We start from the raw sequence: 27,000 nt of genomic DNA on the forward strand, positions 1-27,000 counted from the left end.
CTTTATCGCACCCATATTGGCCAGCCCGCCCGTATACATTCCAACCGCCATGCCCGACAGCTGATCGGCCTCTTCGATTCCCTGTCGGGCAAAGACAAAGAATAGCGCGGTGGCGACCGCCATCACCGCGACGACCGCCAGAAGCATCGAAAACAGGGCGCGGCCCGCGACGTGGCCCCAGGCCCGGACATCGACGGAAAACAGGAGCAATGGCAGCGCCAGGCCCAGGCTGACCTCGGCCGCGCTCTTGCGGATGCTGTCCGCGTTCTCAGGGATCATGCCGCTCAACCCGATCAGCAGTCCCAGCGCATAGCACAGGACAATGGGTCCGAGGCGTTGCAGAACCGGAACTCGGGCGTTGAAAAGCAGGATCACCGCAGGTGCGCCAAGAAAGAACACGGCCCAAACGGCTCCGACTGCGACTGAGCTTTCTGCCATTGCGTGTCCCCGACCTGCCCGGTCCGAGCTTAGGCGGCTCCCGTCGCGCAGCGCAAGGCTGGGTGACGCCACGAAAAGGTCAGGGACTCAGGTCCAGCGCGCCGCACCCGCGCAACGCGGTGGCGTCGTCGGTGATGACCCAAACCGGCGCACTCAGCCGGTCGGCCAGAGCATGTGGCCGGCGAAAGGTTTCGGCAAACTGCGGAGCGGCTGCAGAGCGCAGAACGCCCCGCGCCACGCTGCCTGCGAAATAGATCCCGGCAAGGGGCACGAAGGTCAGCAGCAGATCGCGGGTGAGCATTCCAAGCAACCCGGCATAGACCCGCTCGAACTCTTCCCCCGGCCCTTTCCATCCATCCCGCAGCCGGGCGTAGCCACGGCCGGAGAAGCAATCCTCGACCGTCGGCATGTCGCCCGCCGCAGGAAACGCCGCGCGCAGATGCGCGGCGATTTCCGACGATAGCCACGTGTGGCCGTATTCCGCGACCGGGCACACCGCCGAACCGCCGGCCCAGACCACCGGGCTCACGTTGAAACCGGTGCCGATACCCACGACCAACGCCTGTTTGATGACCGGCGGTTCCGGCGGCGCGGGGATGACGCTCAGCAGGTCGCCCGGTCCAAGATGACCCAGGGCGTGACCCAAGGCGTTGAGATCGTTCATCAACCGAACACGAGTGCCACCGAAGTCCCGGCTGATCCGGTCGGCGTCGATCACCCAGTCCCGATTGGTGAGCCGCGCCATGCGGCCCGTCACCGGACCCGCGACCGCCACCACGATGTCCGAGATCGCTGGTTCTTCGGCATCGGTCAGATAGCGGCTCAAGGCCCCGCCAAAGCCTTCAAACTCATCGTTCCGGTAACTCCGCACGTTCGTGGGCGCCTGCCCCGGCCGCGCCACAAGGCCGAAGCGCACATTCGTGCCGCCCAGATCCGCGACCAATCGCATCGTGTCAGTTCAACCTCTCGCCGCTCCCGGTGGCGAAATAGGACACCTTGGTCATGTCAAAGGCAAGGTTCAGCATCTGTCCCGGCTGCGCACGGGTTTCCGCATGGAGCCGCGCCGTGACCTGCTTGCCGCCCAATTCGGAAACCACGTAGGTGTCGGCCCCCGCCGGTTCGACCATGTCAACAAGGCACGCCGCCTCTTGTACGCCGTCGCCGCTGCGATAGCCGGCCTCGGCAATGTCCTCTGGGCGCAGGCCCAGGATCACGTCCTCGGGCAGGTTCAGATCGCGGTTGTCGGTCAGGACGATCGGATCGCCGGCCTCTCTGGCGATGTGGACGCGGGTTCCCGACCCGTTTCGCACCGCCCGCGCCGGGATCAGGTTCATCGCAGGCGAGCCCATGAAATCGGCCACGAACAGGTTGGCCGGGCGGTTGTAGATTTCCGACGGGCTGCCGATCTGCTGGATCACGCCGCCCTTCATCACGACGATCTTGGTGGCGAGCGTCATCGCCTCGATCTGGTCATGGGTGACATAGACCATCGACGCGCCCAAAGTCTGATGCAGCTTCTTGATTTCCGAACGCATCTCGACCCGCAGCTTGGCGTCGAGGTTCGAAAGCGGCTCGTCGAACAGGAACAGCTTGGGGTCGCGCACCAAGGCCCGTCCCATGGCAACCCTCTGTCGCTGCCCGCCCGACAGTTGACTGGGACGCCGGTTCAACAGCTGTTCGATCTGGAGCTGCGCCGCGACGTCCTTCAGTTTCCGCGCCTGGGTGGCGGCATCGACGCCCCGAACCTTCATGCCAAAGGTGATGTTCTTGGCGACCGACATGGTCGGATACAGCGCGTAGGATTGGAACACCATGGCGATGTCCCGATCCTTGGGGCTGACGTTCGTCATGTCCTTGCCGTCGATGAAGATCGACCCGCCGGAAATAGGCTCTAATCCGGCTATACAGTTCAGCAAGGTGGACTTGCCGCAGCCGGACGGGCCGACGAGCACCAGGAAATCGCCCGGTTCGATCGAGATGTTGATGTCCTTCAGGATCTCGGTGGCGCCATAGCTTTTGTGCAGGTTCCGGATGTCGAGGATGGGAGCCATGCGTCTTATCCCTTTACAGATCCCGCGGTCAGCCCGCGGATGAAGTATTTCCCGGCCACCACATAGACGAGCAGCGTCGGCAGGCCCGCGATGATCGCTGCGGCCATGTCCACGTTGTACTCCTTCACGCCGGTGGTCGAATTGACGATGTTGTTGAGCGCGACGGTCACCGGTTGCGTGCCCGCCTCGCTGAAGGAAACGCCGAACAGGAAATCGTTCCAGATCTGCGTGAACTGCCAAATGACGGTTACGACGATGATCGGAAGCGACAGCGGCAGGAAGATCGACCAGAAGATGCGCAGGAACCCCGCGCCGTCCACCTTGGCCGCCTTCACCAGTTCGGACGGAATGGTGACATAGTAGTTGCGGAAGAACAGCGTCGTGAACCCGATGCCATAGACGACGTGCACGAAGATCAGGCCGGGAATGGACCCGGCCAGGCCCATCAGCCCCAACAACCGCGCCATCGGCATCAGCACCACCTGGAACGGGATGAAACAGCCGAACAGCATCAGCGAAAATATCAGGTTCGAGCCCTTGAACCGCCATTGGGCGATCACATAGCCGTTGATCGCCCCCAGCAGGGTCGAAATGGCAACGCCAGGAACGGCGATCAGAACGGAATTCCAGAAATAGGGTCGCAACCCTTCGCACTGAATGCCGGTACAGGCGCTCGACCAGGCGGTTCCCCAGGCATCGAGGCTGACAGTGCGGGGAAGGGCGATCAGGCTGCCGGTCCGGATTTCCTCGAGGCTCTTGAGCGAGGTCGTGACCATCACGAACAGCGGCATCAGATAATAGAGCGCAAAGAGTCCCAGCATGACATACAGCAGCCAGCGCAGGGCAATCCGGCCAAAGGCGCCGTCCGCGCGGGGTCGGGAAAGCGTCACGTCAGACATTTTTCGACCTCAGCTCGGAATAGAGATAGGGAACCACGATCGCGAACACGACCAGCATCATGATCATCGCGGACGAGGCCGCCTGACCGATGTCACCACGCGAAAACGCCATCGCGTACATGTAGGTTGCCGGCAGGTCGGTGGCATATCCCGGCCCGCCGCCGGTCAGCGCGATCACGAGGTCGAAACTCTTGATCGCCAGATGCGCCAGGACGATGAAGGCCGACAGAAAGATGGGGGCCATCGACGGAATGATGATCGCGGAATAGATCCGCCATGTCGGGATGCCATCCACCTGTGCGGCCCTGATGATCTCCTGGTCCACCGACCGAAGCCCGGCCAGAAACAGAGCCATCACAAAGCCCGAACTTTGCCAGACGGCGGCGGCAACGATGGTGTAGATCGCCAGATCGGGTTGCACCAGCCAATCGAACTCGAACCCCGGAAAGCCCCATCCCTGCACCAGGGCCTCGATCCCGAGGCCCGGGTTCAAGATCCATTTCCACGCCGTGCCGGTCACGATCATCGACAGCGCCATCGGGTAGAGATAGATGGTTCGGATGAAGCCTTCGGTGCGGATCTTCTGATCCAGCAGGATGGCCAGCAGCAAACCCAAGGCCATCGCGATGACGATGAACAGCGACCCGAAGATGTAGAGGTTGTTGATCGCGGTGTCCCACCGCGGCGAGGCGAACAGCCTCTCGTATTGGATCAGACCCGAAATCTCGTATTTCGGCAGCAGCTTGGACCGGGTCAGCGACACCCAGGCGGTCCAGCCGATGAACCCGTAGACAAAGACGAGAACTGCGATGAAAGAGGGCGCGAGAACCACCTTTGGCAGGTGGTTTTCCAACCATTCCGACATGTCGGCCTCCCCGGATATTGGTCCCGCCCGAAGATTCGTGAGTGCGGGCGGGACCGAGTGCGATCAATAGCTGTTGGCGACGGCGTCAGCCAGCATCTGGACCGCATCCTGTGAAGACATGCCCGAGTTGAAATGGGCGGTCACGACATCGGTGATTGCACCCGCCTGCGCGCCGCGCAACGCCATGCCATGGGCATAGGACGGCAACAGCGATCCGCCGCCGGAGCTGGCGGCCATGTCGTCGGCCGACAGCCGGGCGCACTGGTCGAACGCGTCCAGCGAAACGTCGGTGCGGGCCGGGATCGAGCCCTTGTTGAGGTTGAACACCTCCTGAAAGCTCGGGCCGACGATCAGCTTGGCCAACAGTTCCTGACCGGCGCGCTGGTCGTCGCCTTCGACCTCGAACATGGCAAAGCTGTCCACGTTGTAGAGAAAGCCGTCGCCGGGCGTCGAGGCGCAGAGAAAGTCCTCGCCCGGCACCTTGCCGGCGGCCAGGAATTCACCCTTGGCCCAGTCGCCCATGATCTGAAATGCGGCCTCTCCGTTCATCACCATCGCGGTGGCGAGGTTCCAGTCGCGGCCCGAGAAGTTCTCGTCCACGAAACCGCGCAGCGTCCGCATCTGATCGAAAACGGCAACCATGGTTTCCGAGGTCAGCGCCTCGGGATCGAGATCGACCAGAGCCTGCTTGTAGAACTCGGGCCCGCCGATGCCCAGGACCACGGTCTCGAACACGGTGGCGTCCTGCCAGGCTTGCCCGCCATGGGCCAGCGGGATGACCCCCGCGGCCTGCAGTTTCTCGGCCGCCGCATTGAACTCGTCCCAGGTCTTGGGCATCTCGATGCCGTTCGCGGCCAACACGTCGGCATTGGCCCAGATCCAGTCCACCCGGTGCACGTTCACCGGCGCGGCGCACCAGATGTCCTCGCATTTCATATGTGCGGCGATCGAGGCAGGCAGAACATCGGCCCACCCTTCGGCCGCGGCCACATTCGAAATGTCGGCCAGCACGCCTTCTTCGTACCATTCCTGAATGGCCGGACCCTTGAGTTGAACCGCGGTCGGCGCGTTCCCGGCCAGCACCCGCGCACGCAGGGCGGTCATGGCCGCGTCGCCGCCGCCGCCCGCCACCGGCATGTCGGTCCAGGTTCCGCCGTTTGCCGCGAATTCCTCCTGCAGGACGGCGACCGACTTGGCCTCGCCGCCCGATGTCCACCAGTGCAGAACCTCTGCCGTCGGTTCGGCGAAGGTGGCCGATGCCGACAGAGCCGCAACGGCGGTTCCCGCCGCCAAAGCGATGCGTTTCATCACGATTTCCTCCCGAAATGTGCTGCCGTGCCAGCAGCGATGCCCGATATTGTGCCGCGGCGCTCTTGCCTGACAATGCGGAAACGCCGCGACTTCCCCGCAATCGCGAAAATATCCGGCCCTTCTGTTACAGCGTGTTACGTTGGTCTTGAATCTGTTGCCGTTCGTTACAAGGGACTGCAGACAAGGGTCGCGTAGGGGAGGACTACAGGTGGCGATTCCACGGCTTTTGGTCGTTGATGACGATGCCGAGATGCGCACGATGCTGACGCAGTTCTTTCACCGGAACGGGTTCGTCGCGTTGCCCGCGGCCTCCGAGGCCGAGATCGTGACCCATCTACAATCCGGTCGGATCGACCTGATCCTCCTGGACGTGATGCTGGGGGACGAGAACGGCGTCGAAATCTGCGCCCGTCTGCGCCGGGAACAGGACGTGCCCATCATCTTCGTGTCGGCCCTGTCGGCGGATCACCAGCGGATGGCGGGATACGAGGTCGGCGCGGACGACTACATCGCCAAACCCTTCAACCCGCAACTTCTGTTGGCACGGGTCCGGGCGGTCATGCAGCGCACGCGGCGAACCCCGTCCCTGGCCTATCGGCGTCGAACCCAGACCTTCCGCTTCAACGGGTGGATCTATGACGGAAAGCGCGACGAGGTGCATTCGCCGGAAGGGTTCCAGGTGTCCCTGTCGCGGCGTGAAACGGCTCTGTTGAAGGTGCTTCTGGCCAATCCGCACATTCCGCTGACCCGCGAAGAGATCGCCGCCGCGCTGGATGTGACAGGCGAGTCCGACAAACCCGAGGGGCAAGGCCGGGCCATCGACGTGCTTGTGGGCAGATTGCGGTCCAAGATCGAGGCCGACCCGAAGGAACCTCAGATGCTGCGCACGGAACGTGGCGTCGGCTATGTCATGGCGGTCGATGTGATCGTCGATGAAGGCGCGTGATGCGCCGTCCGTTCCGGCTCCGCAGCCTGGGCTGGATCGCCGTCCTCTCGGCCTTTGCGATTGGTCTGGTCGCCGCGGGCATGTGGTTTGCGTCCGCGCGGGCCTGGGATCGGTTCCTGACCCGCTCCTACGTGGCGGGATTTGCGGTCTACGAGGCACTGCGCACCGGCAACGCGCCGCCGCCGGAAATCCTGATCACACCGCTTTCCGACGAGGCCGCCGCGCTGGCAACCGCGGGGAAGTTCGAACAGTTGCCGGGGCTGCCCGGCCCGGACTACGTCACCAACCTCTCCATTCTCACCGACAGTTCCGCGCCGCTGGGCGGGCGGGTTCTGACGCTGGCGGTGGTGTCGGACAGGTTGATTTATCCGGTTTCGGGTCTGGTATCGGGCAGCGGTCAGACCGCACCCGAAAAGATGGGCAATCTGACGCGCCTGCTTGCACTGTATTGCAGCGAGCCGACCCTGATCGCGCAATTCGGACGCGGGCCGTGGCAGCGCATCGACGGAACGGCTGTCTGGGGGTGCGGCGCTGCGCCCGCGGACCTGCGCCTCCCCGCCGCCCTGATCGCCATCGTCGCGCTCGCGGCGCTGTTGTCGGTGATCGCCAACGTGTCCGACACCTTTGTCCGGTTTGCCGAGGCGCTGCGCGACCGCCGCCGGATCGGGGGGCCCGAGAGCTACGACACCACCGGCCCGTCCGAGCTGCGCGATATCGTGGAAGCGGTAAACGCCTATCTCGAGGCCGAGCGGGTACAGCTTGAAAAGCGGGCCACCGTCCTTTCGGGCGTCAGTCACGATCTCGGCACGCCCGCGACCCGGCTGCGCCTGCGCACGGCGCTGATCGCGGATGACGAACTGCGTGAAAAGCTGGACTCCGACATCGACCAGATGACCGGAATGATCGAAAGCGTGCTGACCTACACCCGCGCCGAACTGAACGCCGAAGAGCCGCGCCCGATTTCGCTGACCTCGCTGATCGAGTCGCTGATTGCGGACTATCAGGATACCGGACAGCCCGTGACCCTCTGCCGATCCGAACCGGTGGTCGTGGATGGCGCGCGGTCGGTCTTCATGTCGCGCCGGGGTCACGGTACCCTGCCGGAAACCCGGCGCGTCTTGGTTACGGCGCGGCCGATCGCATTGCAGCGGGCGCTGTCCAACCTGATCGACAATGCGCTCAAGTACGGGCGTCGGGCCGTGGTCGGGCTGGAGACGGATGCCGAATACGCGACGATCACCGTCGAGGACCAGGGCACCGGCATGACGGTTTCGGACATCGAAGCCCTGCTGGCGCCGTTTCGCCGCGGCTCGAACACCGGGTCGTCGGATGGATTCGGGCTGGGGCTGACCATCGCGGCCAGTGTCGCGGAACAGCATGGCGGAAGGCTGACGTTCGAGGCGGGCGATGGCGGGTTGCGCGCCCGCTTCCTCATCCGAAGAACCTGAGCGGGATTTGGCGGGCCGGGGCGCGGCGCCTATCCGACATAGCTGCGCACCAGGGCGCCGGCGATCAGCGCCCAGCCGTCCGAGATCACGAAGAATGCCAGCTTGAACGGCAGCGCCACGGTCGCCGGGGGCACCATCATCATGCCCATCGACATCAGGACGGCCGCGACCACCAGATCGATGATCAGGAAGGGCAGGAAGATCAGGAAACCGATCTGGAACGCGCGGGCGATCTCGGAGAGCATGAAGGACGGAACAAGGACCGAGATCGGTGCCTCGGGCGACGGGGCAAGTTCGGCACCGCCAGGACGCAGGGATGCGATGGACCCGAACGTGTCCGGATCGACCCGGCCCGCCATGAAGGCCCGGAACGGTGCGATCGCCCGTTCCAACGCCGGTTCCATCCCGATCTTCTCGTCGAGCATCGGACGGATGCCGTTCGCCCAGGCGTCAACGAAGACCGGTTCCATGATGAAATAGGTGAGAAACAGCGCCAGGCTGACGATCAGCATGTTGGGCGGCGATTGCTGCAGCCCGATGCCCTGCCGGAGAATCGCCAGCACCGTCACCAGAAACGGGAAACAGGTGATCATGATCGCCAGGCCCGGCGCCAGGCTCAGAACGGTGATCAGCAGGATCAGCTGAATCGCCCGGGCCGAAAGTGATCCGCCGCCATCGACCGAGAGGCTCAGATCCTGCGCTCCGGCCATGACCGGAATCAGGGCAAGGGCAACGGTCGCAAGCGCGAGGGCGGCAATGCGCACCATCACCGCAGCCCGTTCGGAAATTCGGCAATTTCGGTCAGGCGGACGGCCAGCTGACCAGACTGATCGCCATCCATCTCTTCCAGGTGGCCGCGGGCGATCAGCCGGTCCCCCACATAAAGGTCCACCGGATCCTCAACCCGCTTGTCCAGCATCAGCACGGCATTCTCGCCGAGATTGAGCAGGTCGCGGATCGGCGGACGGGCGCGCCCGACCGACACCGTGATCTCGATTGGCACGGACTCGAACGGGTTCTGGATCTCGGAAGGTTTTCTGGTGCTTTCGGTCATTGGCTGGAAACCTCATTCGCCTGATGGAGATAAGCGGCGAACGCCTCGTCGATGGACGCCAACAGGGCATCGCAGTCGATTTCGCGTTCCGCGGTTCCGACGCACAGCCGCGCCTGGCCGGGCGACAAGCTGGCGTCTTCGGTCAGTTTGACGGGTGCCTGGAACTCCTGATCCAGCAGCAGTTCGACACCGGCACCCGCTCCGACGGGTACCTGCAAATGGATGGGTTGCGCGATGTCGGTGCGGGCCATCTCGTGCAGCTGTTCGGCGATCTTCAGGCCAAAGCCGTGCTCGACCGTCCTTGGCAGCACCTTTTGAACCAGCGTCCGGAACAACGGTTCCAGCGACTGGGACATCTGGTTCAGCGCCTCGTGATAGGTAAAGGAGAGGTCTTCGAGATTGCGCGTCAGTTCCGCGCTCAGATGCGCCCGCGACTTGGATTGCGCCGCCACAGCGTCTTCCCATCCGGCCGAATAGCCGTGTTCGAACGACTCCAGCCGCTGCTCCTCCAGAGCTTCATCGCGCAGGATGTGCACCTGGCCGCCCTCTGCCGGCTCGGGGTCGAACTTTTCCAGCAGGTGCGCGATGGACATCAGGCTCTCTCTTCGCTCTCTTCCAGCCAGCTGCGCAGAATCTCGACCGTTTCCTCCTGTTTGTCCCCGATCATCGCCCGCAACCGCTCCACCGCGTCATCGCTGCGCCGGGCTGAAAGGGCCGGCATGGCGCTGCCATTGCCCGGATTGCCGGTGCCGCCGGAAAGGGCGGCGACCTGGCCTTCGGCGGATTCGATCTCGCCGGTCAGCACTTCCGGTTCTGCCGCGCGGTCGGGTGCCGCCAGCATCTGCGGCGTTGCGGCCGGTCGTGTCATGATGGGCCGGATCACAAAGAGGCCCAAAAACAGCGAGACCAGCGCCAGCGTCGCCAGCTGGATCAGCGACATCGCGTCGATATGCAGCTTGTCCCAGGCCGACGCGGTCGCCAGCGTTCCCAGCGGTTCGATGGGGCTCAGGCTCATGGACTTGATGGTGATCACGTCGCCACGTTCCGCGTCGAAGCCCACCGCCGAGGCGACCAGCTCCTCGAGCGCGGCCAGTTCCGCCTCGGGCAAGGGTTCGAACACTTCCGCGCCGGAGCTGTCCACGCCTCGGGTTCCATTGACCAGCACGGCTACGGTGAGCCGCTTGATCGACCCGGGCACCCGCAGGATTTCCAGTTCCGTCTCCGATACTTCATAGTTCACGCGCTCACGGGTCTGGCTTGTCGTGGAGTTGGATTCGTCCCCCGCCGCGCCGTCGCCGTCGGGAAGGTTCGAGGCCACCGTCACCTCGGAAGACTGGTTGCGGGAATTCTCCGATCGCTCCTCGACATCTGTGCTGATGGCCACGCGGCCATTGGGATCGAAGCGGCGTTCACGGATTGACTCGGTCTCGGTCACGGTATCGATGCTGACCTCGACCACCGCGTTGCCGGTGCCGACCCGGGCCTCGACCAGTCTCAGAACCCGCTCGCGCAGCTGCTGCGCCCTCTCGTCCGGCGCGCCCGCGCCGGTCGGTTCCTCCTGCGGGCCCAAAACGGCCCCGTTGGCATCGATCACCGCGACCTTGTCCACGGCCAAGCCCGTCACCGCCGACGCGACCAGATAACGGATCGCATTGGCCTGACCCGCGGTGATCTGCGCCCCCGCGGGGACGATGGCGACCGAGGCGGTGGGTTCGATGTTGCGCTGGAACGGATTCGACGAGCCGTGCGCGATATGCACACGCGCTTGCGAAACATGCGGGCTGGCCACGATCGTGCGGGCCAGTTCCCCCTCCTTCGCGCGCCAATAGGCAGCGTCGAACATCTGTGACGTGGTGCCGAACCCGCTCAGCGAATCAAGCAGTTCGTATCCGCGGCCGCCATTCGCGGGCAGACCTTCGCTTGCCAGAGTCATGCGCAACTTGTCCCGGTGCGCGGCCGAGACATAGATCGCATCGCCCCGCACCTCGTAAGGGATGTTCTTCTGATCGACGGCCCTGACAACCTCGCCGGCGGTGGCTCCGTCAAGACCCGCATAGAGCAGCACCATGTTTGGCGCGGTCGCGATTCGCGTCATCCCCAGAATGCCCAGAAACACCGCCACCGCTGCGCCGACGACTATGATCTGGCGTTTTCTGTCCAAACCTGACCAGACGGTTCCGATCTGCTGCACGTCCACCTCCGTGTTGCCGACATTCTGCGCGGCACGCTCCGTGTTTGGCCGATCGGCCTTAACAATCGGTTAGTTCCTCCCCGGTTATGAGTCGGCCAGACAGATCGGAAGGAGCATCATGACCGACACGACGGCCAACCCTGCCGAAAGCCCGAAGAAGACGGGCAAGCTTGCGCTCGTGCTGGCTGCGGTTCTCGCCGTATCCGGCGCGGCTGTCGGCTATGTCCTGACCACGTCCGGGCTGTTTGCGGGCGGCGGCACGGATGCGGCGGATGTCGCGGTATCGGGTGGCGGGGCGACCCCGTCGGCGCTGCCCGACATCGCCTATGTGGACCTGTCGCCGATCCTCGTCTCGCTGGATTTCGGCAGCGAGTCCCGGCACCTGAGGTTTCACGCCCAGCTTGAGGTGGAACAGGCCCATGCCGCCGATGTCGAACGGCTGCGGCCGCGCATTCTCGACATTCTGAACGGATATCTGCGGGCGGTCGAACTGTCTGATCTGAAGGATCCGCTGGCTCTGACCCGGATGCGTGGGCACCTGTTGCGGCGCATCCAGGTCGTCGTGGGCGAAGGGCGGGTCCGCGACCTGCTGGTGATGGAATTCGTGGTGAACTAGGAGAGCGAATTGGAACTCGTGGCCGATATCCTGCTGGTGGCGGGCGCTCTGGGCGCCGGGCTTTACTGCTTCGTTCTGGCCCGCCGGCTGAAGCGTTTCAACGACCTCGAAAACGGTGTCGGCGGCGCGGTCGCGGTGCTGTCGTCGCAGGTGGACGAGTTGAACAAGTCCCTCGCCTCGGCGCGCGATGCGTCGGACCGGTCGAACACGTCGCTTCAGGATCTGACGACGCGGGCCGAATCGGTGGCCCAGCGCCTGGAGCTGATCATGGCGTCGATGCATGACGTGGTTCCGAACGAAGACGCGAAAGGCTCGGGAACCGACAACCGGATGCAGCCGACGCCCGAACCAGCGGAGTCTCCCGTCCCCTCGGACGAGCCCAAGGAGGTTTCCAGCCCCGCCGGCGTCATGTTCATCCGTCATGGCCGCGCTGCCGGCAGGTCGGACCCATGACCGCCGTTCCGTCACGTTTGCAGCCGAACCCGAACCGCAGCGGTGCACTGTTGCTGATCGCGGTCCTGATGGTCGGCTCAGCTCTGATCCGCCTGAGTCTCGAGGCCGGGCCGGCTCTGGCGCGCGAGCTTGCCGACGGACAGGAAATTCCGGATGCGGCAACGCTCCGCCAACCGGACATGCAGGACGAGGATCTGAATCGCCTGCTTCAGGATCTCTTGCGGCGCGAAGCGGCCCTGCAGCGGCGGGAAGCCGAGATCCAGGACCGCATGAAGGCGTTGGAAATCGCGGATGCGGCCATCGAAACGCGATTGGCGGGACTCCGGACGGCCGAAGACGAACTCAGGGCCACGCTCGCTCTGGCGGATACCGCGTCGGAAAACGACCTGACCCGCCTGACCGAGGTTTATGAAAACATGAAACCCAAGGAGGCCGCGGCCCTGTTCGAGGAAATGGATCCAAGCTTTGCCGCCGGATTCCTGTCGCGAATGTCGCCCGAAAGCGCGGCGGGGGTCATGGCCGGCCTCAGCCCGCAGGCGGCCTATACGATCAGCGTCGTCCTGGCCGGGCGGAACGCGACGGTACCAAAGGAATAAGGGTGGCTCGATCGTGTCGGCAATCAGTTTCGTTGGAGGTCAAGCATGATCGGAATCGTCGGAATCGTCGTGATCTTCGCCATGGTCTTCGGGGGTTACCTGGCCGCCGGGGGCAAGATGGCGATCATTCTGAAATCGCTGCCCTTCGAACTGATGATGATCGGCGGGGCCGCCACCGGCGCATTTCTGATCAGCAATGACATCGGTGCGGTCAAACACACCGCCAAGGACATGGTCAAGGTGTTCAAGGGGCCGAAATGGAAGCCTCAGGACTATCGCGACCTGCTGTGCCTGCTGTTCTCGCTGATCCGGATCGCGCGCTCCAATCCGGTCGAGGTCGAGCAGCATGTCGAGGATCCGGGAAACTCGGCGATCTTCCTGGCCTATCCCAAGATCCTGGCGGATCGCGAGGCGGTGGAACTGATCTGCGACACTCTGCGCGCGGCCTCCATGAACTATGACGATCCGCACCAGGTCGAAGAGGTGCTGGAAAAGCGGATGGAGACCAACTTCCACCACGCCATGCATTCCAGCCACGCGCTTCAGACCGTCGCCGACGGTCTTCCCGCGCTGGGCATCGTTGCCGCCGTGCTGGGTGTGATCAAGACGATGGGTTCGATCGACCAACCCCCCGAGATCCTTGGAAAACTGATCGGCGGGGCTCTGGTCGGGACGTTTCTGGGCGTGTTTCTGGCCTACTGTTTGGTCGGCCCCTTCGCGGGCAAGCTCAAGGCCGTGGTCGAAGAGGACAATCACTTCTACCAGCTGATCAAGGAAGTGCTCGTCGCGAATCTCCACAACCACAACGCCGCCATGTGCATCGAGGTCGGCCGCCAGAACACGCCAAGCCATTGCCGACCGGCATTCTCGGAACTCGAAGATGCCCTCAAGGAAGTCAAGAAATCGGCGGCATGATCCGGATCTTTCTCTCGATCTCCATCCTTCTTCTGGTCGCCGTGCCGGTCGCGGCCGAAACTGTCGTGGTGCGGTCCGGCGAGCATGGCGCCTTTACCCGGCTGGTGGCGCGGGTGCCGCCGGGAACGGCCTGGTCGCTGGACAGGCGCGACCGTGGCGCCAGCCTGACGGTCGGTCTCGACGGCGTGGAATTCTCGTACGGCACCGTGTTCGACCGGATCTACTCCGGCCGGATCAAGACACTGAGCCAGGACGAACCGGGCGCGCCGCTGGAGATTGGATTCGGATGCGACTGCATCGCGTCGGCCTTCACCCTGTCGGGAAGGATGATCGTCGTGGACATCGCGCCCGGCTCCAAGGCCGACGCCGCTCCGGTCGAATTGCCGCTTGCGCCGCCGCCACTGACGGCCCAACCGACCGGACCGGATCAAGACGACCCGAACAAAGGCAAGAAAGCGTTCCCGAAAGAACCCCGACTGACCTTTCCGACAATCGCAGCCGAAGTCGAAGAACGTCTGATGGCCCGGCTCGTACAGGGCACGGACCAGGCCGTATTGGACCTGGAGCTCGCGGATGTCGGCCCGCGCCGTTCCAGAGTGCCGGAGTTGGCGAAGATGTCGGGCGCGGAGTTCGATCTCGGAAACATCAGCGTTGCAACCGTCGTGGATCGCGACCTGAACGACGCGCTTGCCGAGGAGTTGCTCGGGATGCGCGCCCCAGACTGCATTGCGGACCACGAACTCGACCTCTCCGAATGGAGCGACGGCACCACCTTCGCCGCGCAGGTTGCGGCGGCAAGATCGCGCCTGTTTGGCGAGTTCGACAGGGTGGATCGTCATCAGGCGCTGAAATTGGCGAGGCTCTATACCTATTTCGGTTTCGGGGCCGAGGCCGAACGGATTGTGGAACTGGCCGACCTCGATGGCGCCGCCGCGGAGACCGTGATCGCCATGGCGGCGGTCATCGAAGGCGTGGCGCAGTCCGAGAACCGAAATTTTCAAGGTCAGCAGGCATGCGACGGGGCGTCGGCGCTCTGGGGTGCCCTGGCGGACAGGCGCCTGGACCCGGCCGCGAATCTGCCGGCGATCGAGCTCACATTTGCCGCCCTTCCCGATCATCTGAAACGCCTCTTTGCCGCCGATCTTTCGACCATGCTCCTGCAGGCGGGCCATCCCGAGGCCGCGCGCCGCGTCCTGAGGGCGGCGGGACGGCACATGACCGAGCCCGCAGCCGACATCGTTCTGGCCGAGGCCGATCTGGCGCGGGCGGAAGACAAGCCCGGTCACGAAGAAACCCGTTTGAAGCAGGTGGTCGAAGGCGACCGTCAGGTTGCCGAGGCCCCCATGGCGCTGATCCGGCTCATCGAAAAACGGTGGCGGGATCGCGGCGCGGTTTCGGAAAGCGAAATCGAATTGGCGGCGTCTTTCGCCATGCAATACCGGCGATCCGAACTCGGAACGAAGCTGGCAGCGGCCCACTCGGTGGGACTGGCGCTCAATCAACAGTTCGACCGGGCGCTGGAGGTGGCGGCGACGCTCGCGCCCGATGCGGCGGGCGATCCGGCGCGGCAAACCTTCGAGCGTGTGGTTGCACTGCTGCAGGCGCGGGCCGACGACATCACATTCCTTGCCCGGGCCACAGGGTTTTCGCCAAGCCAGCGCGCGATGTTGTCCGCGCAAACGGCGGCGGCGGTCGCAGACCGGCTTGCGCGCCTCGGGTTCGACACCGATGCCGCCGCCTATGCCCGCCTCGTTTCCGACCGGCAAGCGGAGCGACGAGTGTCTCTGACCTTGGCCGAACTGCGTCTGCAACAGGGCAAGCCGCATGCTGCGCTGCTGGCCTTGGAGGGTGATCCGAGCCCGGAAGCGGCCGTTCTGCGGGCCCGGACCCTGGCCGCGACCGGCGATTTTTCCACCGCGGCGGATCAGCTGGTGGAATTGGGCAAGGCGCAGGACGCGGCGCGGTATTTCTGGTTGGCCGAAGCGTGGGAGCCGGCACAGGCCGCGTCCGCGGACCGGTACTCGCAACTGGCGGAACTTGCGTCACGCCTGACGGCCGAGCAGCCTGCGGATGCGGCGAAACCGCTGGCCAGTGCCAATGCGCTCCTCGAAGCCAGCCGGCAGACCCGCGACGGGATAGAGGAGATGTTTCGGTCGCTGCAGCCCTGATCGCAGGCCGGTCGCCGCCGGTCGGGTTCAGGTCGCAAACGGGCAAACTTGTCGTCTTTGGCAAAGCCAAGGCCGTTCCCCGGTGCCAGCTTGCGGCCATGACAGGCTACGTTCCAAAATCCCTGCATCGCCGCGCAACAGGCGCGGATCTGGTCGCGACGTGATCGGGGCGCCCACCCGACTTCGCTCTTCAACCGCGACAACTGGAACGACACATGCACTACACTTCCGCTCTGCGGCTCGCCGTGGACATTGGCGGCACCTTCACCGATACCGTCCTGGTTCGGGGCGGGGATCGGATCCTCGCCTCGACGAAAACGCTGACAACCCACGCCAACCCGGCCCGGGGCGCGCTGGACGGCGTGCGCAGGGTGCTGGCCCAGACCGGTTGCAGAACGGCCGACATAACAGGCTTCATCCACGGCACCACGCTGGCGACCAACGCGCTGATCGAAAAACGTGGCGCGCGGGTCGTCACCGTGACCACCGAGGGGTTTCGGGACATTCTCGAAATCGCCTATGAGCGCCGATACGCGCAATACGACATCAACCTGGAAAAGCCGGACCTTCTGGTTCCGCGTGAACGTGCCCTCACGGTGCGCGAACGGATGTCGGTCGAAGGCGAGGCCCTGATCCCGCTGCACGAGGACGCGGCCGCGACGCTGGCGGGCCAGATCGAAGCCCTGAACGCCGAGGCCGTGGCGATCTGCCTGCTGCATGCCTATGCCAACCCTGCCCACGAGCGGCGGTTGCGGGACGCGCTGGCACGCCGCTTCCCGAACCTCGAGATCTCGATTTCCAGCGAGGTCAGCCCGGAAGCGCGCGAGTTCGACCGGCTCAGCACAACGGTCGCCAACGCCTATATTCAGCCTCTGATGCGAGGGTATCTGACCCGGTTCGAGCACAGCTTACAGGCCGAGGGCCTGACCTGTCCGATCCTGATGATGACCGCTGGCGGCGGAATGTGTTCCATCGACAGCGCCACACGGTTTCCGATCCGCCTCGTGGAATCCGGCCCCGCAGGCGGCGCCATCCTCGCATCAAGGATCGCAGCGCAGGTCGGGTTGGATCAGGTCGTGTCGTTCGACATGGGCGGCACCACGGCCAAGCTTTGCCTGATCGACGATGCCCGGCCGCAGACCTCCCGCCAGTTCGAGATCGCCCGCGCCGCGCGGTTCATCAAGGGCTCGGGCATGCCGGTGCGCATCCCGGTGATCGAGATGATCGAGATCGGGGCGGGCGGCGGGTCGATCGCGGCGGTCGACAGGCTGGGCCGCCTGACCGTCGGTCCGCAAAGCGCCGGATCCGAGCCGGGACCGGTCGCTTTTGGCCGGGGCGGCACCGAACCGACCGTCACGGACAGCGACATCGCTCTGGGCTATATCCGGCCGGAGACGTTTGCCGAAGTGCACCTGCAGATCGACAGGACCGCGGCGCAAGCGGCCCTGGACCGCCGGATCGGCACGAAACTCGGAGCCGACGCGCTGACCGCGGCCGACGGGGTCAGCCGGATCGTGGACGAGAACATGGCCAGCGCCGGGCGCATGCACGCGGTCGAGTCCGGCAAGGACATGGGCGCGCGCACGATGATCGCCTTCGGCGGCAACGGCCCGCTGCACGCCACCCGTGTGGCACGCGCGGCGGGGGTGAACCGCATCGTGGTTCCGCCCGATCCCGGCGTAGGCTCGGCGGTCGGCTTCCTGTTCGCGCCGGTGAGTTTCGAAATGACGCGCAGCCGGTACAGCCTGCTGGATCGCCTCGACCTCGCCGGGGTCAATGCCCTGTTCGACGAGATGATCGCCGAGGCCCGCGCGGTCGTCGCCCGGGGCGCCCCCGACACGGCCACGACGACACGCCGCAGCGGCTTCATGCGTTATCACGGGCAGGGGCACGAAATCGAAATCGTCCTGCCCGACAGACCGCTGGCAACGGATGACATCGAGCCCTTGCGTCTCGCGTTCGAGCAGGAATACAAAAGCCAGTTCTCGCGCCCGGTGCCGGGGATGGAGATCGAAATCCTCAATTGGGCGGTGCGCGTCGCCACACCTGACGCCGACCCGCCGGACTGCCCGGCGACGCCGCCGGACCGGCCCGCGCGGCCCAACGGCCAGCATCCGATCATCTGTGACATTTCCGGCCAGAGCGTGCTCGCCGGTGTCTTCCATCGCGGCGACCTCCGCCCCGGAGACCGCATCGAGGGTCCGGCGCTGATTGCCGAGCCGCAGACGACCACGTTGGTTTCGGCCGACTTCAGCGCGCGCGTGGATGCGCTGGGCAATCTGGTCCTGGATCGAACCCGGAAAGGAGCGGCGCAATGACATCCATGTCCCCCGCCCGCCTGCAAGTGATGTGGAACCGGCTGCTGGCCGTCGTGGAAGAGCAGGGGCAAACCCTGATCCGCGCCGCCTTTTCGCCGATCGTGCGCGAATGCGGTGACATCTCCGCCGGGATCTTCGACGTGCAGGGCCGGATGCTGGCGCAGGCGGTGACAGGCACGCCGGGGCACATCAACACCATGGCGGCCGCCGTGATGCATCTGCGGGAGCGGTTTCCGGTTCAGGCCATGCAGCCGGGCGACATCTACATGACCAACGATCCCTGGCTGGCCTCGGGGCATCTGAACGATTTCCTGCTGATGATGCCCGCCTTTCACAAGGGCAGGGTCGTGGGTTTCACCGCCTGCACGTCGCATCTGGTCGATCTGGGCGGGCTGGGAATGGGCCCCGAAGGTTCGGACATCTATGACGAGGGGCTGCTGATCCCGCCCTGCAAGCTGGTCGACCGGGGCGAGTTGAACGCCCTGCTGATGGATATCGTCCGCGCCAATTCGCGCGAGCCGATCGCGAACGAGGGCGACATCTATGCCCTGATCGCCTGTTGCGAGGCCGGGGTGAAGCGCCTGACCGGCATGATGGAGGAATTCGGCCTCGACGACCTGGACGACCTGGGGCGCTACATCATCGACACCTCGCGGCGCGGCACGCTTGCGGCCATTTCCGAAGTGCCCGAAGGGGTCTATCGCAACATGCTGCGCATGGACGGGTACGAGAAGGAACTGGAACTGCACGCCACGCTCACCGTGACCGGGACCCGGATGCATGTGGATTTCACCGGCACTTCGGGCTGCTCGAAAAAAGGCATCAACGTGCCGCTGAACTACGCCACGGCCTACACGGTCTTTGCGCTGCGCTGCATCGTCGGGCCGGACATTCCCAACAATGCCGGATCGCTGGAACCCTTCACGGTCGATGGTCCGCCGGGCTGCATCCTGAATGCGCAGCGCCCGGTGCCGGTGGCGATGCGGCACACGCTGGGGCAGGTCACGCCGGATCTGGTGCTGGGCTGCCTGCATCAGGCGCTGCCCGACAGGGTGCCGGCCGAGGGCGCGTCCTGCATGTTCGACCTCCCGATGCGCCACGCACCCGAAGTGGCCGCCCGAGGCGGCCGGGTTTTCGCCATCGAACCGGTGCACAACGGCGGCACCGGGGCGCGACCGCACGCGGACGGGTTGTCGGCCACGGCCTATCCGTCCGGCGTCTACGGCAGCCAGGTCGAGATCACCGAAAGCGTCGCACCGGTCACGATCTGGCGGCGCGAGCTGCGCACCGACTCCGGCGGCGCCGGGACGTATCGCGGCGGTCTGGGGCAGCGGATTGAAATGACCTCGGCCAATGATGCGCCCTTCGTTGTGTTCCTGTCCGTCGAACGGCTGAAATATCCCGCCCTGGGCCGGATGGGTGGCCAGCCCGGCGCACCGGGCCGCATCCGCATTGCCGGACGCAACGCGGACATTCCCGGCAAGGGAGAATTGCGGGTCGAACCCGGTGACCGGCTGATCTTTGAAACACCCGGCGGGGGCGGGTTCGGACCGCCGGACCGGCGGGACAGGGCCGCGCTGGCGCTGGACATCGAACGCGGGCTGGTCAGCCCCGACGGCGCCCGTGCCTATGGAGTTTCGACATGATACGGCCCCGTACGCATATCGGGGCGATGGCGGCCTATGCCCTGACCGATCTGGGCGGCGCGGATACCGTCTCGATGGCCCAGAACGAAAGCGCCTTCGGACCCAGCCCAAAGGCGGCTGCGGCAGGCCAACAGGCACTTGCCGACCTGCCGCTGTACCCCGATCCGGACTGGCGAGAGCTGCGCGCCGCGATTGCCCAGGTTCACGGGCTGGACTCGGCGCTTGTCCTGTGCGGGGCAGGCTCGATGGAACTGATCGGGTGCCTGGTCCGCGCCTATGCCGGTCCCGGCGATCAGGTTCTGGGCACGCAGCATGGCTACGCCTTCGTTGCGACCGCCGCCGCGCAGTCGCAGGCTGCCTATGTGGCCGCGCCCGAGGAAGACATGACCGTTTCGATCGATCACATCCTGAACGCGGTGACGCCGCGGACACGGATCGTGGTGCTGTGCAATCCGGCCAACCCGACCGGGACGCTGATCGCAAACGCGCAGATTCTGCGACTGCGGGACGGCCTGCCCGAGAACGTGCTGCTGGTGGTGGACCAGGCCTATGCCGAGTTCTCCGACGCGCTGGAGCCGCCCGCCGAGGTCTTTGCCCTTGCCGCGCGGGGCGACACGGTGGTTCTGCGCACATTTTCCAAGGCTTACGGCCTCGCCGGTGCGCGCGTGGGTTGGGGATGCTTTCCCGCGGCGATCGCCGCGGAGGTTCGAAAGCTGCTGAACCCGAACAATATCTCGTCCGCGTCGCAGGCCGCCGCCGCGGCCGCGATGCGCGATCAGGACCACATGCGCGGGATCGTGCGGCGAACCGCGGACATACGCGACCGGTTCGCGGCGGACATGCGCGCGCTGGGCCTCGATGTGCCGATCTCTCACACGAATTTCGTGCTGCTGCGGTTTCCGTCCGTGGATATCGCGCGGCGGGCCGATGCGGCCTTGCGCGCCAACCGCCTGCTGATGCGGGGCATGGACGGCTATGGCCTGCCCGACTGCCTGCGCGCCACGATCTGCGCGCCCGACGTCATGGGCCGAGCGCGCGACGTATTGAAGGAGGTATTGCGATGACCCCGCCCCGGACGCTTGCAAGGATCGGCGTGCTCGTGCCCTTCACGAACACCAATCTCGAACCCGATCTGGAGCTCATGCGCCCGCCCGGCACCACCCTGCATTTCCAGCGGCTTGGCGGATACGATGTGGACGAGGTACCGGATGCCGGTCAGATGGCCGGGCTGGGGGCGTCCGACATCGAGCACGATCTGCGCATGATCGCGGGCTTGCGGCCCCACGCGGTTCTGTACGGCTGCACCTCGGCCACGCTGACGCACGGCCCGGAATTCGACGCGATGCTGGCCCGCCGGATCAGGGACCGGTCCGGCGCGATCCCGCTGACCGCTGCCGGTTCGCTCGTGGCCGGCATTCGGGCGCTCGGCGCGACGCGGGTCGGGTTTTCGTCGCCCTATGTCGGGGACATCAACGATCACGCAGTCGCGTTCCTGGCCAGGAACGAGATCGAAACCGTCAGCCGAGCCGATATCGGGCGCGAACTCGGCAACTACGGCCAGGGAGAATTGACGCCGGACGAGGTCTTCGATCTGGCCTGCCAGGCCGATCACCCGCAGGCACAGGCGATTGTTCTGAGCTGCACCGACATGCGCGCCGTCGAGGCCATCGCGCGGATCGAGGCGGCGCTGAACAAGCCTGTGGTCACATCGAACCAGGCGATGATGTTCTGCCTGATACGGGCGTTGAACCTGCCGCGTCACGACCGGTTGCCGGGGCGTCTGTTCGCGTGCTTATGATCGGATCATGCGCAGCTTTGTCGCCATCCCGGTCAGCGAAGACGCGGCCGATGCCCTGATCCGTCTTCAGTTCCTGCTGCGATCCGGCCGCCCGGTCCCGCGCGAGAACCTGCACCTGACGCTCGCCTTTCTGGACGATCAGCCCGAAGACGTGCTCGTGTCGCTGCATGACGCGCTTGCCGAGATAGCCTGCGATCCCTTTGCGGTAACTCTGTCGGGCGTCGGTCAATTCGGGTCGGCGCTTCATGCGGTCGTCGGGGGATCGGAGGCGCTGCGGGATCTGCAAGCCAAGGTCAGCCGGGCCGTTCACCGCGCCGGAATCGTGCTTGAACGCCGCCGTTTCCGCCCGCATGTGACGATCGCCCGGCTCAAGCCCGGTGCGCCACCCCAGCCCCTTCCGCCCGAACTGGTTGCGTTCCGCCACCCGGACATGCCGGTGACGCGCTTTGCCCTTTGTTCATCGACCCTGCACCCGAAAGGCGCGCGCCACGAATGCCTGGCGGAGTACCCGCTGAAACCCGGCGGCTGATCCGGCAACCGGCTGGCTATGTCGCGTCGTAGATCAGCGCGGCGACATCGGAAAACCGGCTTTCGGCCTGTGTCAGAGCCAGAATCGCGTCCCGGATTGCGGCCGCGCGGGGCTCCCCGATCGCGGGAGAGGCGAATTCCATGTACTTGCCGATTACGTCGTCCCGGCTCATCGGCGCCTCTGGCCCGCCGCGCGCATGGGTGTCGCCCGACTCCAGAACCCGGCCATCCGTGGTCGTGATCCGCACGTCCGCCCAGCGACCCGTGGGAAAGCGCATGTTGTGGTCTTCCGTTTCCGCCACCGAGATGCGCGCCATGAAATCGGCCACGGCCGGATCCCGCAGACCGTCGCCCGAGATATGCTCGACCCCGATCCGGCCGTGCACCGCCTGCACGGCCACGGCGAAAGCCAGCGAATACTGCGCCTGCGAGGTGGTGTCGGGCAGGCCGGCGAACAGGCAGGCCGCCTCGTGAAAGCTGTTGATGTGCAGATGTGCGATCTGTCCGGCCCGCAAATCGTGCTCCAGCATCACCGCGCGCGTGGCATCGATGGCGGCATGGGCCCAGCGGCAGATCGGATAGGGCTTCACATATTGGTGCTCCATCTGCCAGAAGCGGCCCAGATCCTCCCAGTATTCCGCGACCCGATCCTCTTCGACGGTGATCGCCGGGGCGCCGGTAAAGCCGCGTTCCGCCAGGACCGCCGCCGACAGCCCGACCAGCGCGCCCCAGCCCGAGCCGTCGTGCAGCATCGTCGGATTGGCGATCTCGCGCATCATCTGGCTGCGCGGGCCGTGATATTCGGCAATGCCCATCGCCTGCCGCAATTGCTCGGGCGAATGCCCCCACAGACGGGCGGCCACGGCGACGACGCCGAGCGCGTTCCACGCGCCCGAAGTGTGATAGTCGCTGACCGTTCCATGCAGCGCCAGCCCGGCCCGGCCCGCGATCTCGTACCCGACGACGACCGCGGCCAGCGCCTCGGGGCCTGTCAGGTCGGGCAGATGCTCGGCCAGCGCCAGCAGGGCCGGGATCACCACGACCCCGATATGCCCTTTGGTCGGGTTGTAGCCGTCATGACCGTCCAGATTGTCCGTCTGCGTGGCGGCCGCATAGGCCGCGCCAGCCAGGCTGACCCGGCGACCGTCGAACGGCATCCGCGCCGAGAAACCCGGATCGGAACTTCCGTAGAGCAGCGCCGCCGCATCGCGCGCGATCACCCCGGCCTCCATCGGTCCCGAGGCGATCAGAATGCCCATCGTATCCAGCGCCATGAGCGCCGCCGCCCCGCGCGCGCTGGCGGGAAAGTCGTCGGGCGCGCGCCTCAGCGCAAAGTCGGCAACCCGATCGAAGGTTGGCGTCATTCGGCCCCCTCCATGACCGCCGGTTTCACGTCGCGCAGGCGATGGCCCGCCGGGTCAAAGGGCGGCTCGGCCAGAATGGTCGCCTTGTGCGGTTTTCCCAGGACGAAGATTTCGACCGTGTCGCCCGGCTTGGCCACTTGCGGGTTGGCGTATCCGATGGCCAGCGATTTTCCCACCGAATAGCCATACGCACCCGAGGTCACGCGGCCGACCGACTTGCCATCGGGGGTAAAGATCGGCTCTCCGCCCGAGGCATCCGCGTCGTTGGTCGCTTCGATCTCGAAGATCGACAGCACCTCGCGCGGGGCGTTGTCCTTGACCGCCAGCCAGGCGTCCTTGTGCAGGAAATCCTTGTCCGGCTTGATCAGCCCGGCCAGCCCGACCTCCTGCGGCCAGTACTCCTGCGAATATTCGCGGCCCCAGGAGCCATAGCCCTTTTCGATGCGCAGCGACCCCAGCGCGCGCCCACCCACCGGCCCGCCGCCAAAGTCCTTGGCTGCGTCCAACAGCGCGGAATAGAGTCTGATCTGGTCTGCTTCGGCGCAATGCAACTCCCATCCCAGATCGCCGGTGAAGCTTACGCGGATGGCCAGGCAGGCGACGCCCGCAACTTCGACGGACTGCGAACGCATGAAGCGGAACGCCTCGTTCGACAGGTCGGCATTGGTCAGACGCTGCAACAGGTCACGCGACTTCGGACCGGCGACGTTGAAGCCAGCGATGCGATCCGTGGCGATTTCAAGCGTGGTGCCCTCGGGCAGGTCCACCATGTTGAAGAACCGCTGATGATAGCGTTCGGCCATGCCCGAACCGATCATCATGTATTCGTCCTCGGCCACCTTGGTAATGGTGAAATCGCCGGCCACGCCGCCGCGCACGGAAATCAGCGGCGTCAGGCAGGACCGGCCGATCTCGGTCGGCACCCGGTTCGCCACCAGCCGGTCCAGCCAGTCGTGGGCACCCGGCCCCTTGATCACGTAATTGGCGAAGTTCGATATGTCGATCACGCCGACGTTCTCGCGCAGCATCTTCACTTCGCGGCCCACCGGCTCCCACCAGTTCTGGCGGGTGAAGCCGTTGGTTTCGACAACGCCGGGCCGATCCGCAAACCAGAGCGGGTGTTCCCAGCCGCAGTTGAGGCCAAAGACGCAGCCCATCTGCTTTTGCATCTCGTAGGCCGGGCGCACCCGTGCAGGACGGCCGGCGCTGCGTTCCTCGTTCGGGAAATGGATGGCGAAACGATGGGTGTAGGCGTCCTGAACCCGCGCCTTGGTGAATTTCTTGTCGGCCCAGTCGCCGAACCGCGCCAGATCCCAGGCGAACATGTCGTATTGCGGTTCGCCCTCGATCATCCACTGCGCGGCCAAGAGGCCCAGTCCGCCCGATTGCGAGAAACCGGGGATGATGCCGGTGCAGCAGAAATAGTTGCGCAGCTCGGGCACCGGCCCCCAGATCGCGTTGGAATCCGGAGACCAGATCATCGGGCCGTTGATCACACGTTTCACACCCGCCGTCGCCGCGACCGGCACGCGCTCGGTGGCGCGGATCACGTTTTCCATGATCCGGTCCAGATCGTCTGGGAACAGGTCGTGCGCGAAATCCAGTGGCGTGCCCCCCTCGGCCCAGAACCGCATGTCCTTCTCATAGGCGCCGATCAGCAACCCGTTGCCTTCCTGCCGGAAGTAGTATTCGCCGTCGCGGTCGGCGATCGAGGGCAGACGGCGGCCCAGTGCGGCCACCTCGTCGATGGCTTCGGTGACGAAATACTGATGTTCGGTCGGCTGGAGCGGCAACTCGATCCCGGCCATCGCGGCCACCTCGCGGCCCCACAGCCCGCCTGCATTGACCACCCATTGGGTGTGGATGTCGCCCTTTTCGGTGCGCACGATCCACGAGCCGTCATGCTGCGGTTCAGTCCCTATTACAGGGCAAAACCGCTGAATCTCGGCCCCCATCTTGCGCGCGCCGGCAGCATAGGCGTGGGTCACGCCCGACGGGTCCACATTGCCGCCGTCGGGTTCGTACATGATGCATCGGATGTCATCGAACTGCGCCAGCGGGTGAAGTTCCATCGCCTGTTCCCGGCTGATCTCATAGAAGTTCAGCCCATAGAACCGCGCCTTGGCCTCCTGCAGGCGCAACTGGTGTTCGCGGTCTTCGGTCTGCGCCAGATAAAGCGATCCGGGCTGGAACACGCCGCAGCCCTGCCCGGTTTCCTGCTCAAGCTCCTTGTACAGGTTCATCGTGTAGTGCTGGATGCGCGTGACGTTGTTGTTGTCGTGCAGCCCGTGGATGTTGGCCGCCGCGTGCCAGGTCGAGCCGCTGGTCAGCTCGTCCCGTTCCAGCAGGATCACATCGGTCCAGCCCAGCTTGGCAAGATGGTAGAGGATCGAACAACCGACAAGGCCACCTCCGATAACGACGGCCTGGGCGTGGGTTTTCATTGGGCTTCACTCCTGATTGGCGGGCGACGTGACCTCATCGCCATTGTGCAGGAGTCAGCCACAGGCGGCGACGCAGATATGCTCTGTTCCCGACGCGGGATGTCGGGAACGGTAATTCTTGGACCCTATTTTGGGGCTCCGAAACCGGTCGATACCCCTTGTCAGTACGGCGCCTCGACATCGTTCATCGAGACATAGACGGTTTTCATCTCCGAGAAGTGGTTGATCGCCAGCTTCGAGTTCTCGCGTCCCACACCCGACATCTTGGACCCGCCGAACGGCGCCTCGACCGGGGCGAGGTTGTAGGTGTTGACATAGCAGGTGCCCGCCTCGAACCTGGCCACCACGCGATGGGCGCGGGTCAGGTCGTTGGTGAACACCCCGGCGGCCAGGCCGAACTCGGTGGCGTTGGCGCGGGCCATCACCTCGTCCTCGGTCCCGAAATCCAGCACCGACATGACGGGGCCGAAGATCTCTTCGCGGGCGATGGTCATGTCGTCGGTCACGTCGGCAAAGACCGTGGGCTGAAGATAGAAGCCCGCGCGATTCAGCCGCGCGCCACCATGGACCAGCCGCGCGCCCTCGGCCTTGCCCTTTTCGATGTAGCCCAGAACGATGTTCATCTGGTTCTCGCTGACCATCGGGCCAAAATTCACGCTTTCATCCATCGGGTCGCCGATCTTCGCCTTGGCCAGACGCTCGGTCAGACGGGTCAGGAAGGCCTCCTTGATGCCCTTCTGCACGAACACCCGCGTGCCGTTGGAACAGACTTGGCCCGAGGAATAGAAATTGCCCAGGATCGCGCCGGAAACAGCGTTTTCTAGATCGGCGTCGTCGAACACGATCAGGGGCGACTTGCCGCCAAGCTCCATCGTGACGTGTTTCATGCCCTCGGCCGCGGCGCCATAGACCTTGCGGCCCGTGGGCACCGAGCCGGTCAGCGACACTTTG

General features: G+C 65.1%; 25 protein-coding genes. 12 read left to right on the top strand and 13 right to left on the bottom strand.

Features of this window, described 5'->3' with window-relative positions:
- The 6 genes from AC2FNJ_RS17920 to AC2FNJ_RS17945 all read right to left on the bottom strand — a co-directional run.
- Window positions 1-438: DUF819 family protein (locus tag AC2FNJ_RS17920; protein ID WP_496766156.1), on the bottom strand; the 438-nt coding region annotated here is incomplete at its 3' end.
- Between the two features lie 79 nt (window positions 439-517).
- Entirely contained in the window at window positions 518-1,387 is an 870-nt protein-coding gene (locus tag AC2FNJ_RS17925) for a glucokinase (RefSeq protein ID WP_496766158.1), read from the bottom strand.
- 4 nt (window positions 1,388-1,391) lie between these two features.
- The gene (locus tag AC2FNJ_RS17930) at window positions 1,392-2,489 is read right to left on the bottom strand and encodes an ABC transporter ATP-binding protein (protein ID WP_496766160.1); all 1,098 of its coding nucleotides are present in this window, start codon (window positions 2,487-2,489) and stop codon (window positions 1,392-1,394) included.
- A 5-nt stretch (window positions 2,490-2,494) separates the two neighbouring features.
- Window positions 2,495-3,388 (bottom strand): carbohydrate ABC transporter permease, encoded by an 894-nt coding sequence (locus tag AC2FNJ_RS17935; RefSeq protein ID WP_496766161.1) that lies wholly within the window; start codon window positions 3,386-3,388, stop codon window positions 2,495-2,497.
- On the bottom strand, window positions 3,381-4,253 hold the full coding sequence (locus AC2FNJ_RS17940; RefSeq protein WP_496766163.1) for a carbohydrate ABC transporter permease: 873 nt from the start codon (window positions 4,251-4,253) through the stop codon (window positions 3,381-3,383). The genes AC2FNJ_RS17935 and AC2FNJ_RS17940 overlap by 8 nt, the downstream gene beginning before the upstream one ends.
- Window positions 4,254-4,316: 63 nt before the next feature.
- The gene (locus AC2FNJ_RS17945; RefSeq protein WP_496766164.1) at window positions 4,317-5,561 is read right to left on the bottom strand and encodes an ABC transporter substrate-binding protein; all 1,245 of its coding nucleotides are present in this window, start codon (window positions 5,559-5,561) and stop codon (window positions 4,317-4,319) included.
- 211 nt (window positions 5,562-5,772) lie between these two features.
- Between AC2FNJ_RS17945 and AC2FNJ_RS17950 the strand changes: the two genes are divergently transcribed.
- Window positions 5,773-6,510, top strand: a complete 738-nt coding sequence (locus AC2FNJ_RS17950) for a response regulator transcription factor (protein WP_496766165.1) — start codon at window positions 5,773-5,775, stop codon at window positions 6,508-6,510.
- Window positions 6,510-7,958, top strand: coding sequence for a sensor histidine kinase (locus AC2FNJ_RS17955; RefSeq protein WP_496766167.1), 1,449 nt, complete (start codon window positions 6,510-6,512; stop codon window positions 7,956-7,958). The genes AC2FNJ_RS17950 and AC2FNJ_RS17955 overlap by 1 nt, the downstream gene beginning before the upstream one ends.
- Before the next feature lie 29 nt (window positions 7,959-7,987).
- Here the strand turns inward: AC2FNJ_RS17955 and fliP are convergent, their stop codons facing one another.
- Genes fliP through fliF form a run of 4 tightly spaced genes read right to left on the bottom strand, consistent with a single transcriptional unit; the run spans window position 7,988 to window position 11,203 of the window.
- Window positions 7,988-8,725, bottom strand: coding sequence for a flagellar type III secretion system pore protein FliP (gene fliP, locus AC2FNJ_RS17960; protein ID WP_496766169.1), 738 nt, complete (start codon window positions 8,723-8,725; stop codon window positions 7,988-7,990).
- Entirely contained in the window at window positions 8,725-9,012 is a 288-nt protein-coding gene (locus tag AC2FNJ_RS17965) for a FliM/FliN family flagellar motor switch protein (RefSeq protein WP_496766170.1), read from the bottom strand. The genes fliP and AC2FNJ_RS17965 overlap by 1 nt, the downstream gene beginning before the upstream one ends.
- Window positions 9,009-9,605 (bottom strand): FliH/SctL family protein, encoded by a 597-nt coding sequence (locus AC2FNJ_RS17970; protein WP_496766172.1) that lies wholly within the window; start codon window positions 9,603-9,605, stop codon window positions 9,009-9,011. The genes AC2FNJ_RS17965 and AC2FNJ_RS17970 overlap by 4 nt, the downstream gene beginning before the upstream one ends.
- Entirely contained in the window at window positions 9,605-11,203 is a 1,599-nt protein-coding gene (gene fliF / locus AC2FNJ_RS17975) for a flagellar basal-body MS-ring/collar protein FliF (protein WP_496766174.1), read from the bottom strand. Before fliF ends, AC2FNJ_RS17970 begins: the two co-directional genes overlap by 1 nt.
- 118 nt (window positions 11,204-11,321) lie before the next feature.
- Between fliF and AC2FNJ_RS17980 the strand changes: the two genes are divergently transcribed.
- The 10 genes from AC2FNJ_RS17980 (at window position 11,322) to thpR (ending at window position 22,242) form a co-directional block, all read left to right on the top strand.
- On the top strand, window positions 11,322-11,819 hold the full coding sequence (locus AC2FNJ_RS17980) for a flagellar basal body-associated FliL family protein (protein ID WP_496766175.1): 498 nt from the start codon (window positions 11,322-11,324) through the stop codon (window positions 11,817-11,819).
- A gap of 9 nt (window positions 11,820-11,828) precedes the next feature.
- Window positions 11,829-12,272 carry a hypothetical protein gene (locus AC2FNJ_RS17985; RefSeq protein WP_496766177.1) on the top strand — a complete coding sequence of 148 codons (444 nt, stop codon included), beginning with the start codon at window positions 11,829-11,831 and terminating at the stop codon, window positions 12,270-12,272.
- Window positions 12,269-12,868, top strand: coding sequence for a MotE family protein (locus tag AC2FNJ_RS17990; RefSeq protein WP_496766179.1), 600 nt, complete (start codon window positions 12,269-12,271; stop codon window positions 12,866-12,868). Before AC2FNJ_RS17985 ends, AC2FNJ_RS17990 begins: the two co-directional genes overlap by 4 nt.
- A gap of 45 nt (window positions 12,869-12,913) precedes the next feature.
- Window positions 12,914-13,783 carry a flagellar motor stator protein MotA gene (gene motA / locus AC2FNJ_RS17995; protein WP_496766181.1) on the top strand — a complete coding sequence of 290 codons (870 nt, stop codon included), beginning with the start codon at window positions 12,914-12,916 and terminating at the stop codon, window positions 13,781-13,783.
- Window positions 13,780-15,951: a hypothetical protein gene (locus tag AC2FNJ_RS18000; protein WP_496766182.1), complete on the top strand. Its 2,172-nt coding sequence runs from the start codon at window positions 13,780-13,782 to the stop codon at window positions 15,949-15,951. Before motA ends, AC2FNJ_RS18000 begins: the two co-directional genes overlap by 4 nt.
- 215 nt (window positions 15,952-16,166) lie before the next feature.
- Complete coding sequence (locus tag AC2FNJ_RS18005) at window positions 16,167-18,269, top strand: hydantoinase/oxoprolinase family protein (protein ID WP_496766184.1); 2,103 nt, start codon at window positions 16,167-16,169, stop codon at window positions 18,267-18,269.
- On the top strand, window positions 18,266-19,915 hold the full coding sequence (locus AC2FNJ_RS18010) for a hydantoinase B/oxoprolinase family protein (protein WP_496766186.1): 1,650 nt from the start codon (window positions 18,266-18,268) through the stop codon (window positions 19,913-19,915). Before AC2FNJ_RS18005 ends, AC2FNJ_RS18010 begins: the two co-directional genes overlap by 4 nt.
- Window positions 19,912-20,979, top strand: coding sequence for a pyridoxal phosphate-dependent aminotransferase (locus tag AC2FNJ_RS18015; protein ID WP_496766187.1), 1,068 nt, complete (start codon window positions 19,912-19,914; stop codon window positions 20,977-20,979). The genes AC2FNJ_RS18010 and AC2FNJ_RS18015 overlap by 4 nt, the downstream gene beginning before the upstream one ends.
- Window positions 20,976-21,713: a maleate cis-trans isomerase family protein gene (locus AC2FNJ_RS18020; protein ID WP_496766189.1), complete on the top strand. Its 738-nt coding sequence runs from the start codon at window positions 20,976-20,978 to the stop codon at window positions 21,711-21,713. The genes AC2FNJ_RS18015 and AC2FNJ_RS18020 overlap by 4 nt, the downstream gene beginning before the upstream one ends.
- A 7-nt stretch (window positions 21,714-21,720) precedes the next feature.
- Entirely contained in the window at window positions 21,721-22,242 is a 522-nt protein-coding gene (gene thpR, locus AC2FNJ_RS18025) for an RNA 2',3'-cyclic phosphodiesterase (RefSeq protein WP_496766191.1), read from the top strand.
- Between the two features lie 16 nt (window positions 22,243-22,258).
- Here thpR and AC2FNJ_RS18030 read toward each other — a convergent pair whose 3' ends face one another.
- The 3 genes from AC2FNJ_RS18030 to AC2FNJ_RS18040 form a co-directional block, all read right to left on the bottom strand.
- On the bottom strand, window positions 22,259-23,605 hold the full coding sequence (locus tag AC2FNJ_RS18030; protein ID WP_496766193.1) for an MmgE/PrpD family protein: 1,347 nt from the start codon (window positions 23,603-23,605) through the stop codon (window positions 22,259-22,261).
- Window positions 23,602-26,049 carry a GcvT family protein gene (locus AC2FNJ_RS18035; RefSeq protein ID WP_496766195.1) on the bottom strand — a complete coding sequence of 816 codons (2,448 nt, stop codon included), beginning with the start codon at window positions 26,047-26,049 and terminating at the stop codon, window positions 23,602-23,604. Before AC2FNJ_RS18035 ends, AC2FNJ_RS18030 begins: the two co-directional genes overlap by 4 nt.
- A 161-nt stretch (window positions 26,050-26,210) precedes the next feature.
- Window positions 26,211-27,000, bottom strand: a 790-nt coding sequence (locus tag AC2FNJ_RS18040; RefSeq protein ID WP_496766197.1) for an aldehyde dehydrogenase family protein, incomplete at its 5' end; no start/stop codon positions are given.

Source organism: Ruegeria sp. BHSB196, from assembly GCF_059613135.1.